The organism is uncultured Kordia sp., assembly GCF_947489565.1.
Classification (GTDB): domain Bacteria; phylum Bacteroidota; class Bacteroidia; order Flavobacteriales; family Flavobacteriaceae; genus Kordia.
Genome location: NZ_CANLEA010000003.1, coordinates 47,165 through 62,156 on the forward strand (window position 1 = coordinate 47,165; position 14,992 = coordinate 62,156).

General features: G+C 33.9%; 13 protein-coding genes. 9 read left to right on the plus strand and 4 right to left on the minus strand.

From position 1 onward, the window contains the following. The first annotated feature begins 267 nt into the window (after positions 1-267). The 5 genes from Q0845_RS04960 (at position 268) to Q0845_RS04980 (ending at position 5,642) form a co-directional block, all read left to right on the plus strand. Complete coding sequence (locus Q0845_RS04960) at positions 268-3,075, plus strand: COR domain-containing protein (RefSeq protein WP_298510069.1); 2,808 nt, start codon at positions 268-270, stop codon at positions 3,073-3,075. Positions 3,076-3,162: 87 nt separating this feature from the next. Next, positions 3,163-3,597, plus strand: coding sequence for a VOC family protein (locus tag Q0845_RS04965; protein WP_298510072.1), 435 nt, complete (start codon positions 3,163-3,165; stop codon positions 3,595-3,597). Positions 3,598-3,694: 97 nt separating this feature from the next. After that, on the plus strand, positions 3,695-4,141 hold the full coding sequence (locus tag Q0845_RS04970) for a hypothetical protein (RefSeq protein ID WP_298510075.1): 447 nt from the start codon (positions 3,695-3,697) through the stop codon (positions 4,139-4,141). A 156-nt stretch (positions 4,142-4,297) separates the two neighbouring features. Continuing rightward, on the plus strand, positions 4,298-5,140 hold the full coding sequence (locus Q0845_RS04975) for a toxin-antitoxin system YwqK family antitoxin (RefSeq protein WP_298510078.1): 843 nt from the start codon (positions 4,298-4,300) through the stop codon (positions 5,138-5,140). Positions 5,141-5,312: 172 nt separating this feature from the next. Then, positions 5,313-5,642: a hypothetical protein gene (locus tag Q0845_RS04980; protein WP_298510081.1), complete on the plus strand. Its 330-nt coding sequence runs from the start codon at positions 5,313-5,315 to the stop codon at positions 5,640-5,642. 117 nt (positions 5,643-5,759) lie between these two features. On the opposite strand, the gene Q0845_RS04985 is transcribed toward Q0845_RS04980, so the two are convergent. The 3 genes from Q0845_RS04985 to Q0845_RS04995 form a co-directional block, all read right to left on the minus strand. Beyond that, the gene (locus Q0845_RS04985; RefSeq protein WP_298510084.1) at positions 5,760-7,832 is read right to left on the minus strand and encodes a thiamine pyrophosphate-dependent enzyme; all 2,073 of its coding nucleotides are present in this window, start codon (positions 7,830-7,832) and stop codon (positions 5,760-5,762) included. Between the two features lie 387 nt (positions 7,833-8,219). Beyond that, complete coding sequence (locus Q0845_RS04990; RefSeq protein WP_298510087.1) at positions 8,220-9,275, minus strand: branched-chain amino acid aminotransferase; 1,056 nt, start codon at positions 9,273-9,275, stop codon at positions 8,220-8,222. 253 nt (positions 9,276-9,528) lie between these two features. Beyond that, positions 9,529-10,854 carry a dihydrolipoamide acetyltransferase family protein gene (locus Q0845_RS04995; RefSeq protein WP_298510090.1) on the minus strand — a complete coding sequence of 442 codons (1,326 nt, stop codon included), beginning with the start codon at positions 10,852-10,854 and terminating at the stop codon, positions 9,529-9,531. Between the two features lie 196 nt (positions 10,855-11,050). On the opposite strand from Q0845_RS04995, the gene Q0845_RS05000 reads away from it, so the two are divergent. From Q0845_RS05000 to Q0845_RS05010, 3 genes are all read left to right on the plus strand, one after another. Further along, positions 11,051-11,518 carry an Lrp/AsnC family transcriptional regulator gene (locus Q0845_RS05000; protein ID WP_298510093.1) on the plus strand — a complete coding sequence of 156 codons (468 nt, stop codon included), beginning with the start codon at positions 11,051-11,053 and terminating at the stop codon, positions 11,516-11,518. Positions 11,519-11,645: 127 nt separating this feature from the next. Beyond that, positions 11,646-12,062 (plus strand): VOC family protein, encoded by a 417-nt coding sequence (locus tag Q0845_RS05005; RefSeq protein WP_298510096.1) that lies wholly within the window; start codon positions 11,646-11,648, stop codon positions 12,060-12,062. 4 nt (positions 12,063-12,066) lie between these two features. After that, on the plus strand, positions 12,067-12,615 hold the full coding sequence (locus tag Q0845_RS05010) for a hypothetical protein (protein ID WP_298510099.1): 549 nt from the start codon (positions 12,067-12,069) through the stop codon (positions 12,613-12,615). Between the two features lie 51 nt (positions 12,616-12,666). Here Q0845_RS05010 and Q0845_RS05015 read toward each other — a convergent pair whose 3' ends face one another. After that, positions 12,667-13,746: a hypothetical protein gene (locus Q0845_RS05015; RefSeq protein WP_298510103.1), complete on the minus strand. Its 1,080-nt coding sequence runs from the start codon at positions 13,744-13,746 to the stop codon at positions 12,667-12,669. A gap of 276 nt (positions 13,747-14,022) precedes the next feature. On the opposite strand from Q0845_RS05015, the gene Q0845_RS05020 reads away from it, so the two are divergent. Continuing rightward, the gene (locus Q0845_RS05020) at positions 14,023-14,976 is read left to right on the plus strand and encodes a hypothetical protein (RefSeq protein ID WP_298510108.1); all 954 of its coding nucleotides are present in this window, start codon (positions 14,023-14,025) and stop codon (positions 14,974-14,976) included. Positions 14,977-14,992 lie beyond the last annotated feature (16 nt).

The window sequence follows — 14,992 nt, forward strand, 5'->3', positions numbered from 1 at the left end:
TATGTAGTTTTAAAAACGTGTACATATGATTTTAAAAGCATTAAGAAGTACTATTTTCTTGGGTTTAGTATGTTTTTAAGGTTTAAAAAACTACAAGTTTGTACATGTAATACTATTTTGTATTAAAAATTTTCTTTCATTTTCTTTGATTTTGGATGAGTTTCTTATAGATTTAAAACAATTAAAAAAAACTAAATTCCCTGCTAAAAAAACACACAAGCTATTGTTTTTACAGAGAACCTAACCACTAACTACTGTATTTTATTAATGAAAGAAAATTACAATTTTGCATTACGACTTATTCTGAATGCTAAAAGATACAGTCGCAGATCACTGAATCTAAGCAATCTAAATCTCCCTACGCTACCAAAGCAACTTTTTGAATTAACTAAATTAGAAGAACTGAACTTAAACTATAATCGAATTACTGAAATTCCTGAGGCTATTGGAAAGCTAAAGAGTTTAAATCATCTTTATTTAGAGAATAATCAAATTACTGAAATACCTGAAACTATTGGAAAGCTAAAGAATTTAAATCATCTTTATTTAGAGAATAATCGAATTATTGAAATACCTGAAACTATTGGAAAACTTATCTACCTAACTGAACTTTATTTAGGAAGTAATCAAATTACTGAAATACCTAAAACTATTGGAAAACTTATCTACTTAACTGAACTTTATTTAGGGAGTAATCAAATTACTGAAATACCTGAAACTATCGGAAAGTTAACTAATTTAACTCATCTTTATTTAGGAGGCAATCAAATTACAAAAATACCTGAAGCTATTGGAAAGCTAATTAATTTAGAAAGCCTAGATTTAGATGACAATAAGATTGAAACACTTCATACATCTATTGGAAAATTGACTCATCTAAAAAAACTTGAATTACAAAATAATCAAATTTCAAAGCTTCCTGAGTCTATTGGTAATATAACAAACTTAAAAACATTCTATCTGTATAGAAATCAAATTTCAAAGCTTCCTGAAGCTATTGGCAAATTAAACAACTTAGCCGAAATAGCTTTAAATGAAAATCTATTTAAAGTAGGCTCTGAAGTATACAAACTTCCTCCTAAAGAACAAATCCAAGAAATCCTAAAATGGCAAGAAGCTCAGAAGGCTGGCACTTTACAACCCATACACGAAGCCAAAGTAATTTTTATAGGAGAAAGCAATTATGGAAAAACTCATTTGATAGAATTTCTGAAAGAAGGAGAAATCAAACGTGAAATAAATACCACACATGGTATTGAACGCAGTCAACTGACGGTTCCACATCCTGATAAAAATATTCAATTAAATATTTGGGATTTAGGCGGACAGGAATTTATGCGCAGCACACATCAATTCTTCTTTTCAGAACGTACTTTGTATGTGTTGGTTACTCTTGCCCGTAGAGAACGTAAAGACATTAATCCTTGGTTAAAACTAGTAAATCAATTAGCGAATAAAGCTCCTGTTTTGGTCGTAATTAACAAAATAGATTTGGATGCTCAAGATATAGACAGACTCAGTTTAGAACGTGATTACCCTAATATTATCGGTTTTGTAAGAACCTGCATTATGGATTGTAAAGACGGAGTAAAAGCAAAAGACACATTGAATCTTTTAAAAAAACGAATTAAAGATGTTGTAAGCAACAAAGATATCATGCCAAGTGTTTTTGAACAACGTCCTCCTGATTGGTTTATGGTCAAAAACGAATTGGAAAAACTAGAAGCCAAAGGTGAAGATTTTATTACGTATAGTGAATATGAAAAACTTGACTTTATTAAAAACCTTCCTGAAGAAGAACGTAAAAGTAACTTAAAGCTATTAAGTATGATCGGCGCGGTAGTGAGTTTTGTAGACGATCCTCGTTTGATAGACACCAATGTAATCAACCCGCAATGGATCATGGATGGTGTGTATTCTATTATCAATGATTCAAAGGTAAAAGATGAAGCCAAAGGACAATTACATATCAACGACTTGGAACGCATACTTCCGAAAGATCGATTTCCAACCGAAAGACATGCTTACCTTTTGGAATTGATGAATAAATTCAACTTATGTTATCCAGCTAAAGAACAGCGTGACATCTATTTTATACCTGATCTTTTTGACGATATTGAACCAGAGTTTATGGAATGGAAAAACGATGCATCTATTCATTTTAGATACAACTATGACGATTTTTCCCCTGATGCCTTTATGACTCAATTTATTGTAGAAATGCATCAAGACATTCAAGAGGACAAACTTTGGCGTAGTGGTGTGTATATTTCTAATGGGAACTGTCAAGCAAAAGTATACCAAGCCTTTCGTAAAAACTTTATTCATATTGAAATCAGAGGAAATGCAAATGAAGGAAGAAGTTATTTGTACTCCATTAGAGAAGCCTTTCGAAAATTGCACAAGCCATTTCCTAAAATGCACATCACGGAAGAAGTATTGTATAAAAACTACTGGTTAGATTATGAAGAATTGACTATTCTCGAAGATGCCAATCAACCAAAATATCATACCAAACTCAAAGAGCAACTTCCTATCACCACCATTTTAAACGGATATACTACCATGGCAGAACGTACTGGAAATTTAAAAATTATCAAGATATTTTTAGCCTCTTCTTACGAACTCAAACCTGAAAGAGAGCAATTTGAAATCTTTATCAATCGTGAAAATAAAAGGTTGATAGAAAAAGGGACATTTTTAAAATTAGAAATCTGGGAAGATTTTATTGATGCCATGTCACAAACACGCTTGCAAAATGAATACAATTATGTAGTTCAGAACTCCGATATTTTTATAAGTCTATTTTTCACAAAAGTTGGTCAATTTACCTTAGAAGAGTTTGAAACTGCTTTTGGTCAATTTCAAGTAACTGGAAAACCATTTGTCTATACCTATTTTAAAGATGCGCCTGTAAGCATGGAAGACATAAAGAAGAATGATTTTGAAAGTCTCCAAAATTTTAAAGATAAGCTCAAAAACTTAGGTCATTTTAGAACAATCTTCAAAAGCAATGAAGACTTACAATTAAAATTTAAAAAACAACTTGATAAAGTATTGCCTCTTTTATCATAAACCAACCGAACTACAATTATGTATATATTTATAATGCATTTAGAAATCATCCATCATTAAAACAAGACATTGTAAAAGAATCGTATCATGGCAATAGTAAACACGTATTTATATTTTAATGGGAATTGTGAAAAAGCATTTAAATTTTATCAAGATGTTTTTCAAAAAGAAATCACACATATGGAACGCTATAAAGATGTTCCTGAAGCGGCAAGACAGCATTTTTTAGATTGTAAAGATGAGCATATTATGCATGCCACCTTACCTATTAGCGATGAAACTTTTTTAATGGGAGCTGATGTGATTGATCGTAACAAAAAAGGACAGAATGCGGCTGCATTTTTCTCATTAATTGTCAGTACAGAAAGTCAGGAAGAAGCAGATCGCATATTTAATACACTTTCAAAAGAAGGAACCATCAAACTTCCTATGGCGGAGCAATTTTGGGGTTCGTATTATGGAATTTGTATGGATCAATTTGGAATCAATTGGAAAATTAGTTTTGCACTGGAAGGCAACTAAATACGAATACATGATGAGTCAGTAACTATGACTATAATTAATTGTTACCTTGTAAAATCAAAATAAAAACAAGCGCAATTCATATATTCAGAAGGCTATGATAAAATATTTAATTTGTTCGATTATACTACTTGCCTCATGTTCAAATATAGAAAGAATTGAATACCGATTGACACATCCAGATGATGCGGGAGAGCAATATCTAACTATTATAGAATCTGATGTATATTATCATGGAAAAGCACATAAAATATCGACTGATTCCACTAAAACCTCTTTTACTTATTTCTTATCGAAAGCTGTTAACAAAGGTCCTGATCAAAATGGTATTGACAACTTGGTGTTTTATGACTTCCAATATTCGGATGAGTTGCTTGAAGTTACAGATTTTGATAGTTCCAAACTCAATAAAAGTGTACTAATTTCATTTGATATTTATAATTCAATGTGGGGAGAATTAAGTGGAGATACAATTTCTTTAAAAGCAACAAAGCATATATATGATAGCAGATCAGACAAAATTATATTTACTAAAATGAAATAAAACGTAAAACACTGAACAGAATGTTTTAAAGGTTATAATTTCACAGAATGTACTTGTAAACATGAATCCTTAAGAACAAGTACGTTTTAAGTTTTCATTAAAACTTTCTTAGCCTACATTTTTATATATTTACTTTTTAAAAATTTACCACAATACATGATTCAAAAAGTTTTTTTCACACTCGCTATTTTATTTGTGTGCACGAATATGTCTATCGCACAAAGTGACTTCTACATAAAATTAGACAATAAAAATCGTGTCAAGGAAATAGGAACGCTTCAAAATGGAGAAAGAGAAGGCTTATTTTTCAAATATAAACGCAATGGAAAACACAAGTCATTTATTTATAATAATGGTAAAAGACAAAGAATTAAATTATCCGAAGTTAACGTAGAGAGAAAATACGATTCGCAATATAAAGATCAAATTTTAGAAGAAAGTTACGGCATTTTAAAAAATGGAAAACGAGAAGGATTGTGGGTGACGTTTAATGATGAAAATGTTTTTAAAGTAGCTTCTAATTATAAAAACGGAGCGTTAGAAGATGTACAATATCAATTTCACACAGATGGCGAAGTGCTTCGTATAGACAAGTATTCAAAAAGTGTAAAAAATGGTATTTGTAAAGAGTTTCACAGCGGTGGAGCGCTCCATTACAAAACAACTTATAAGGATGGAAAAATCATCGATGGAGAAAATATTTATTATTATCCGAATGGAAATAAAAAAATAGTCAACAACTACAAAAACGGTTTAAAGTTTGGAAAAAGCACTACGTATTACGAATCTGGAGCTGTTGAAATCGAAGGAATATATCGCGATAAAGGATTACAAGAAGGACCTTGGAAAGAGTATTACGAAAGTGGCGCACTTAAAGAAGAATATTATTATAAACATGGACTTTTTCATGGTGAATACACAATCTACGATGAAAAAGGAAAGATTCTAGAACAGTATATCTACAAAAATGACAAGCTGATTAAGACCATTATTAATTAGTCTCGTTTTGCTTTTAGACATGCTTTGTTTTTTGAGATTCCTTTTTCAATCATTTAGTTTTTAAACAATTGGAGGCAAATAGGAACCAAAAAACCTTATCATTATTATAGACTTACCATATTTATACCGTATTGATTTTTAGTATTTTTCATGAAACTTAAAACTTTACGTAATGAAAAAAAAGAATTTAAACTTAGGAAAACTTACGTTGACCAAATCTAATGTTGCTTCATTAGTACAAAGAGAAAGAATTATGGGAGGTTCTGGTGTCGGACCAGGCTGTAATTCGGATATTGAATGTACTCAGACTTGTGTTCAAAACACCTGCACTTCTGTTCCACCACCACCGCCAACAAATGGATGTGCAACAGTACCTGACTGCTTTACGCAAGCATTTAGTTGTGGTCCTGCATGTTTCCCAACACAACAAGATTGTGTTACACAACAAACTTGCGGTGGAGATTTTTTATGTGACAACCAAACTTTTGGTGGAGGTTTTTAATCTACCTTTAAAACATAACTCTTATAAAATAATAAACCCTAAAAGTTTAACTTTTAGGGTTTGCTTTTTAAGCGTATTGTCAAATTAATACATTGCCAAATTGCAGCATTAAATACATTAATAGTTCATCAACTCTTCTATTTTCTTCTTCACTTTTTCTGTAGATGGAATCATGGTTTGTTCCAAGGTGCTGTTTAGCGGAATGGCTGGCATGTTTTCAGAACCAATGACCATTACAGGCGCATCTAAGTATTTGAAACATTTTTCCTGAATCATTCCTGCAATAGATCGTGCAAACGAATTGTTTACAGGTTCCTCAGTCACTACCAAGCACTTTCCTGTCTTTTTTACCGATGCTATGATTGTTTCTTCATCTAATGGGAATAAGGTTCGTAAATCGATAATTTCGATGTTTTCACGTTGTCCTTCCGAAGCATTCATTGCCCAATGTGTTCCCATTCCGTAGGTAATCACCGTCATGGTTTCTTTATCATCTTGCTTCCAGATTTCTTGCAATACATTTGCTTTTCCAAATGGTAACAAATAGTCTTCCGATGGTTCAATAGACGTTGCGCCTTTGGTTCCTGGCACTTTTGACCAATACAAACCTTTATGCTCTAAAATGACAACTGGATTTGGATCGTGATACGCTGCTTTCATCAACCCTTTTAAATCGGCTCCGTTGCTTGGATACGCAATTTTAATTCCTCTAATATTAGTTAACACAGATTCTACTGAAGATGAATGGTAAGGTCCACCACTTCCATACGCTCCAATTGGCACACGTAAAATCATGGATACTGGCCATTTTCCGTTTGATAAATAGCAAGAACGACTCACCTCAGTAAATAACTGATTGAGTCCTGGCCAAATATAATCTGCAAATTGAACTTCCACAATCGGCTTTAATCCAACCGCACTCATTCCCACAGTGGAACCTACGATAAATGCTTCTTGAATTGGTGTGTTGAAGACACGATCGTCTCCAAATTTTTGCGCTAAAGTGGCTGCTTCACGGAAAACTCCACCTAAACGTCCTCCAACATCTTGTCCGTATAATAAACATTCTTTGTGTTCGCGCATCAACTCTTCTACTGCAAATAATGCACAATCAACCATCACGACTTTTTCTTCTCGTTCTGGACTACGCTCTCCTACTTCTGCAGTTACGGGCGTTGGCGCAAAATCATGTGTAAATAAATCTTCAGGTGTTGGATCTTCAGCCTGAACTGCTTCATCGAAATCAGCTTTTACTTGTGCAATGGCAGCTGTTTCAATTGCAGAAACCTCAGCTTCTGAAAAACCATTGTCTAGTAATTGTTGTTTGATCACTGGATATGGATCGCGTGAACGTGCTTCTTCCAAATCGTCTCGATACCATTCCATTCGCACACCAGAAGTATGATGATTGAGTAATGGAACTTTGGCATGTACTAAGATAGGACGACGTTCTTCACGAATGGTTTTGATGACTTTTTCGAGTGTTTCATAACTTTCTATAAAGTTGGCACCATCAATAGAAACAGCGTCTAAACCTTTGAAACCTTCTGCATATTCAGCCGCATTTTGCGCTCTGGTTTCTGCTGCATTGGCCGAAATATCCCAACCATTGTCTTGTACTAAATATAATATTGGCAATTGTTTTAAAGCTGCCATTTGAAACGCTTCTGCAATTTCTCCTTCCGTAACCGAAGCATCTCCTAACGAACATACGGTAATCGGATTTAAATCACGCGTATCAGCAAATGGAGAATTTTTGGCTGCTTGATCTTCAATACCTTGAACTTCTTTGTATTTCATTCCCATCGCAACTCCTGTCGCTGGAATGGTTTGCATTCCTGTTGCCGAAGATTGATGTGGGATTTTTGGTTTGTCTGCTTCTCGTAAACTTGGATGCGAATAATAGGTTCTTCCACCAGAAAAAGGATCGTCTTTTTTAGCTAATAATTGCAACATTAAGTCGTACGGACGCATTCCGATAGATAATAACATGGCGTCATCACGGTAGTATGGAAATGCATAATCTTGCGGAAGCAACTGCATTCCAACTGCACACTGAATAGCTTCGTGTCCACGTGAAGTTGCATGTACATATTTTGACACTTGCTTAAAGTTGTCTTCGTATAATGTTGCCATAGCTTTTGCTGTGCAAAGCAATGAGAATCCTTTTTGTAGTGTGTTTTTATTCATATTTCTTTAGTAGTGAGATATTAGTAGTGAGAATTGAGAGTGTTTCACAACTAATGCCTCATATCTATTTATACATTTTACTTCAAAGTACTTCTCGATACAATTTTCTTTCATTTCGACTGCGCTCAATGTGACAGAAAATCACTCGAAGTGACGTTTTATTATTTAGTAATGAGTTTTTAGTAGTGAGTATTGAGATACTATCACAGCTAATTTCTCATTTCTTTTTACTTTTTTGTTTTAAAGTCTTCTCGATACTAATTTGCTCTACAAATTCACTCGAAGTGACGCTTTACTATATTCAGTTTTATGTGATACTGAGTCAAGCCTGGCATAACGATTTTCGTTTGAAACTTCTCTATACTAACAGCTCAATACTCAATACTATCAGCTAACTGAAACCATCCAGTTGTGCTTGTCTTCTAGTTTTCCTGCGCGAACTCCGTTGATGGTATCCATTACCAATTGTCCTACAGGACTTTCGTCAGATACATGAATTTCCGTGTCCTTGTAACCGATTGCCTGAATCATGGCAATTCCGACTGCAGTTCCTGTCCCGAACGCTTCTTCTAGTTTTCCATTGTTGGAAGCTTCTATAATTTCAGAAAGCTTGATAGGACGTTGTTCCACTTCATAACCGTTGTCTTCTAAAATAGTGATGACACTTTTACGCGTAATTCCATCTAAGATTGCTCCGTCTAGGCTTGGTGTGATGAATTTCCCGTCAATTTTGAAGAAGATATTCATGGTTCCTACTTCCTGAATGTATTCGAATTCATGCGCATCTAACCATAATACTTGATCGAATCCTTTTGATTTTGCAATTTCCGTTGGACGAATGGCTGCTGCATAGTTTCCTGCTGCTTTTGCTTCTCCTGTTCCACCTTCGGCCGCACGAATAAATTTTGTTTCTGCGTACAGTTTGATGCGTTTTGTAAAGAAAGGTCCTGCTGGCGATGCAATGATGATAAAGTGATAACTCGTCGCTGCACGCATTCCAATAAATGGTTCTGTAGCATACATAAATGGACGTAAATATAAAGCACTTCCTTCCTGTGGAGGAATCCAACCGCGTTCCATATCGACAATCTTTTTGAGTCCTTCTACGAATAATTCTTCTGGAAATTCTGGCATTCCCATACGACGTGCACTGAAGTTTAAGCGTTTTGCATTTTCTTCTGGACGAAATAATAACGGATCTCCTTCGCCATTAACAGTAGCTTTCATTCCTTCGAAAATAGCTTGTCCGTAATGCAATGCCATGGCTGCTGGATGCGTTGGAATCATTCCTAAAGGTTGAATTTTTGGAGTTTGCCATGCACCATCTTCATACGAGCAGATAAACATGTGATCGGTAAAGGTTCTTCCTAAGGGAATATTATCAAAATCAAGTTTCGAAACGTTTGATTCTGCTGCTTTAGTGATTTCTATCGTGTGTGCCATTTTTTAGTTGTTTGTTGGTAGTTATTAGTTTTTAGGGGATTTTTGTGTTTTAGTTTAGTTGTTGGTTGTTGGAGTCGCTTTGCTCCTGTTATTTGTTTTTTTGTTGATTTGTTTATACTTAGCTTACCTCTTAAAAAGAAATCTTTTTTCAATTTAAAATTTAGCATTTAGCATTTATAATTTCATAGTACTTCTCGATACTAAATTCTTGCAGAATTTCACTCGAAGTGACGTTCAGTTTCAAATTCAGTTTCTATATTTTCCTATTCGGATCGAATTCTTCTAGGTAATCACCTACTTTTCGTAAGAATGATCCACCTAAATATCCATCTACAACTCTATGGTCGAATGACAAGGATAGATACATCATGCTGCGAATTGCGATTTCGTCTCCTTTTTCCGTTGTAATGACTTCCGGACGCTTTTTGATGATTCCTAATGCTAAAATTGCTACTTCTGGTTGATTGATGATTGGTGTTCCCATCAAACTTCCAAAGGTTCCCACATTAGAGATCGTGAAAGTACTTCCCTGAATTTCTTCTGGTTTGAGCTTGTTTTCGCGAGAAGCATGTGCTAAATGATTTACTTCTGCTGCCAAACCTTTTAAGTTTTTCTCGTCGGCATTTTTAACGACAGGAACAATCAGGTTTCCGCTTGGTAACGCCGTTGCCATTCCTATGTTAATGTCTTTACGTTCTATGATTTTCTTTCCATCTTCAGATACCGAAGCATTGATGCCAGGGAAATCGATGACTGCTTTTGCTACTGCTTCTACAAATAGAGGTGTAAAGGTCAAACGTTGGTTGTATTTTTCTTGGAAAGGCACTTTGTTGGCATTTCTCCAATTTACCATGTTTGTCACATCAATTTCAATATATGCTGTTACATGCGGCGATGTATGTTTTGAATACACCATATGATCGGCGATCATTTTTCGCATGCGATCCATTTCTACCACAGTGTCATGTCCTTCCACAAATTTGATTGGTGGCGGATTGTAACTGCTTTTTGGTTGCTGCGGTTGTGCTTGTATTTGCGGTCTGCTCGCTAACGGATATTGTCTATTTTTTAGATAATTGAATACATCACTTTTGCGAATACGTCCGTCTGCTCCTGTTCCTGGAATGCTTTGCACTTCCTCAATGGTCATGTTTTCTTTTTTCGCAATACTTACAATAAGTGGCGATAAGAATGCATCTGGATTTCTTACAAATTCTGAATTCTGAATGTTGAATTCTGAATTGTGAGCGTTGTTCGTAGGAGTTGGAATATTTGCCGTTTTTGGCGCTTCTGTTTGTAGGTCTTCTTTAGAAACTTCCGCTGCGATTTCTCCATCTTCAGAAGCATTGATCAAAGCAATTACTTCTCCAACAGGAACTACATCATTCGGTTGAAAACGAATTTCTGTAATCACACCAGTACATGGCGATGGTACTTCAGAATCAACTTTATCTGTAGCGACTTCTAAAATGGTTTCTTCTATTTCAACAGTATCTCCAACATTTTTCATCCAACTGATGACAGTGGCTTCCGAGATACTTTCTCCCATTTTGGGCATTTTCAGCGGTACAATAGGCATGAGCGTTTTTTTAATTAGTAGGTTACTTTCTATTAAAAAGCGAACAAAACTACTGTTTTTCTAATTAAATAAAACAAATTCACTATTATCTATTATTATTTGTAGTGTTTTTTTCTTTAATTTTGATTTATAATTATATTTTTTTCTTTTAGAAGCTATCTAATATGGCTTTTTTATATTTTTTATCTGAAAACCTATGAAGTTAGATCAAATCGATTTGAAAATTTTGAGGTTGCTGCAACAGAACAGCAATCGTACAACTAAAAGTTTGGCAGAAGAACTAAAGATGTCTACAACACCTGTATTTGAGCGTATTAAAAAGCTTGAAAAGGAAGGTTATATTGATGATTATGTTGCTTTACTGAACGCCAAGAAGTTAGGTTTAAAACAAACCGTTTTTATCGGCATTACTCTACAAGGACATACACGTAGTTATTTGGAACGATTTGTAAAGCAGATCAATACCTTTCCAGAAGTGGTAGAATGCCATCGTATTACGGGAAACTTTGATTATTTGCTAAAGTTAGTCGTAGAAGATGTAGAAGCGTATGAGAAGTTTATCATTACAAAATTGACCTTACTTCCGTATTTGGGAAGTGTTCAAAGTTATATTGCACTTTCTAAAGGAAAACAAACCCATGAGTTAAATTTGGCTGCTTTGTGATGGTTTTTACCTAACAAAAATCAAGTTTTAGATGATAAATTGTGCTACAATTTCACTTTAAGACTTATTATTTAATTACTAAACGATATTACTTTTCAGTATCTTTAGAAACCAATACTATTTTATAATGACAGATTTTAAACTCGATTTTTTAGATCATGTAGCTATTCTTGTAAAAGATATGAATGCATCCGTAGCTTGGTATACAAAAGTATTGGGTTTGAAACGTTATCAACTTGAAAAATGGGGCGAGTTTCCTATTTTTATGTTATCAGGAAAAACAGGCATTGCATTGTTTCCTGCCAATATGAAAGATCCTGAATTGGTACCAACTTCCAAGAATGTAAAAATTGATCACTTTGCGTTTCATGTCAGTAATGAAGCGTTTGCAAAAGCTCGGAAACATTATGAAGATTTAGGACTCAGCTATACTTTTAAAGATCATCACTATTTTCATTCTATATACACCAAAGATTTGGATGGACATACTGTGGAATTGACAACATTGGTTGTGGATGCAGAAGAGTTTTACACAAAAAAATAAGCTTATGAAAATAGGAAAACTATTCAATCAGCTAAGCAAAAGTCAATACATTCATTATATAGACAATCATAAAAAGTATACTGACTTTAACACCTTAGGATTATATAGATCTATTTGTGAAAATGAAAAACTGACACTTGCTGAAAAAATTGAAATTAGAGATTACTCCAATGTTTTTTTCGGAAAGACATTTACTTTTTTTCAACTCAAAGATCCTCAAACGTATTTTGAACTTATCACTTTAGGAAAAGAATTAACCGTAGCCGACGAAAGGCAAATCTGGGAAAATATAAGAAGCAATCAACAAAAGATATTGGCTGATAAAAGAATTAAACATCGAAACTTTGGAGAATATTCAAAACACAATTGCGGCTACGAAGATTGTAATTACAATGGGTTAATGATAAAACAAGGATCTTTTTTAGCTGAAGCCACTATGCATTTTAATTCCGACAAAAATGAGTATGCTGCTAAAGATAAATCGGAGCGAATAAAGAAGCAACGAAAAAATAAAAAACAAATCATTAAAGATGATCTAAACGATTTTATGTGATTAATTCACTACCTCTAAAGTGGAGCAGAAGAATTTTACAGCTAGTTTAATTTAGCTTTGTAGTTGATACACCGTAACCGTCTTACCTTCTGTTTTCACAAATAGATTTGTTTTAGCATCATACGCATCAGGCTTTATATTGGCATCATGAAATATAACAGTTCCTTCTAATGATATCAATGCGATTCCTTGTTTTTTAGAATGTAGAACGATAACATTTAACTCTTGATTAAAGTGAATTCTAGCATTGACAACATTCAATCCTTCTACTTTAATTTTCTTCGTAATTTCTGATTTCCTGTCTTCAATTTTGTACAAATGAATTTCTTGTGGCGAATCTTTATGAGCATCTTCATCGTCTTCTTCGATTGGATTATAAGCAACTGCAACCGTATCATTAGCTATCCAACAAACAGCTCGATCGTTGTGTTCCCATCCACCAATATGTATCGCAGCAATTCTAGGGTTTTCAATAAAATCTTCTACTTCAAAAACAGTATACGCATCACAAGAACCCCATGCCCATCCAGCACTTAAAAACATTTTGTTATCGGGAGACATCATTAATTCACCATAAAAATAATCCAAAGGTCTTGGCCACGGAAGTTTAGTGTCTTCTTTATAATTTTTATAAAACTCAAGGTGTCGTTCTTCTGCGTTTTCTTCTATTAAAGATTTTGATGCTGTGAGTATTTGTCTTGAATCTAAGTTCATAATTTGCACATGATTCCACGCTTCACTGTATATTAAATGCGGAATATTGTCTTTATTTTTAAATAACGCTATTGGATAACGAGAAATATCGGCATGATAATCTTTTCGCCATAAGTGCAACTTTTTGTATTCATTAGGATAGTGAACAAATCCATGTCTTTTATAATCATTCACAATTACCACAATTGAGTCCAAGGTATAAATCGTTGTTTTGGCGTTGATGTCAAAACCTCCATCTTGATAACTAAAGTTACTTTTTACAGAAAATAAATGTTCTCCTTCTTGTTTGTCAATAGTATACCGAACTACAGCTCCTGAACTCAACAACATTACCAATTCATTTGATGTTGCAAACGTAGTGCTTTGTATCGTTTCTTCAGTATCGAATGTTATGTTATGAACTTTTGTAATTTTCATGTATATAATTGATAATTTTAAGCGAGTAAGTTAACAAATAAAGAGTTACTCACACATAAAAAATATCCTGTAAAAATTATGGAACCCTTCGTCAGAAAAATCAAAGCGAAACAAGTAACTTTGTAGCATGCGTCAAGAGAAAATATGGAGAATGTAATTGAACAAAAGTTACAGCTATCAAATCTGAATTGACACTATTAGATGAATTCCTTATAGCGAAAAGGAAAGAAAAAGAAGCTCATTAATATTTTTTAAAATTTTCAATACCTCGTATTTATGTCCACTATTTTCAACAGCAAGCGAAATTTAGTTCGTATTGTATATGATATTGCCAACGATCACGGAATTACCATTGATTCTTTTTCGTATGATTGGATTTTGAAACTTTCTAAAAATGAAGTCCATAAGCATATTTTTGGTTATAATTTTGAGTTGAACTCTTCCACGGCAAAGATGATTGCTGGTGATAAAAGTGCTGCTTCTGACTTGCTAAAAGCCGCGAATGTTGCAACAGTTGAACATACATTATTCTTGAATCCGAATATGGAAAAGTATGTTGGCAGTCTTGGAAATTGGCAACAAATCCTCGCTTATTTTCACAAAAACGATCAGCATATTGTGTGCAAACCTGTCAATGGAACTGGCGGGAATGGTGTGTTTTTGGTGAAAACTATCACACAATTAGAACAGGCTATTCATGAATTATTTTCAAAATATAGAAGCATTTGTTTGTCTCCTTTTTATGATATCAAGAAAGAATACAGAGCTGTAATTTTAGATGGAGAAGTTGAATTGTTGTACCAAAAAAACATTCCTTTCGTGACGACTGATGGTGTTTCAACTATATTAGAATTGCTGCAAGCTAAATTTTCAGGCGAAACCTTAGATAGCGTCATTACTTCTTTTTCTAACAGAAGCGATCGTAATTTTAGTGATATTCCACCGAAAGGGGAAATTATAGAAGTCAATTGGAAAAGTAATTTAGGCGAAGGCGCTCAAGCGGAAATCATTCAGAATGAAAATATTTCCACACTTGCTATAAAAGCTGCAAACACCATCAATATTCGTTTTTGTTCTGTAGATGTTATTGAAACCACTTCAGGAGCATTTTATGTATTGGAAATCAATTCTGGCGTGATGATTGAGCATTTTTTAAACAGCAATCCGCAAGAATATGATCGTGTGAAAACGATTTATGAAAAAGCGGTGTTACGAATGTTAAATATTTAGATCTGAACGTAGCACT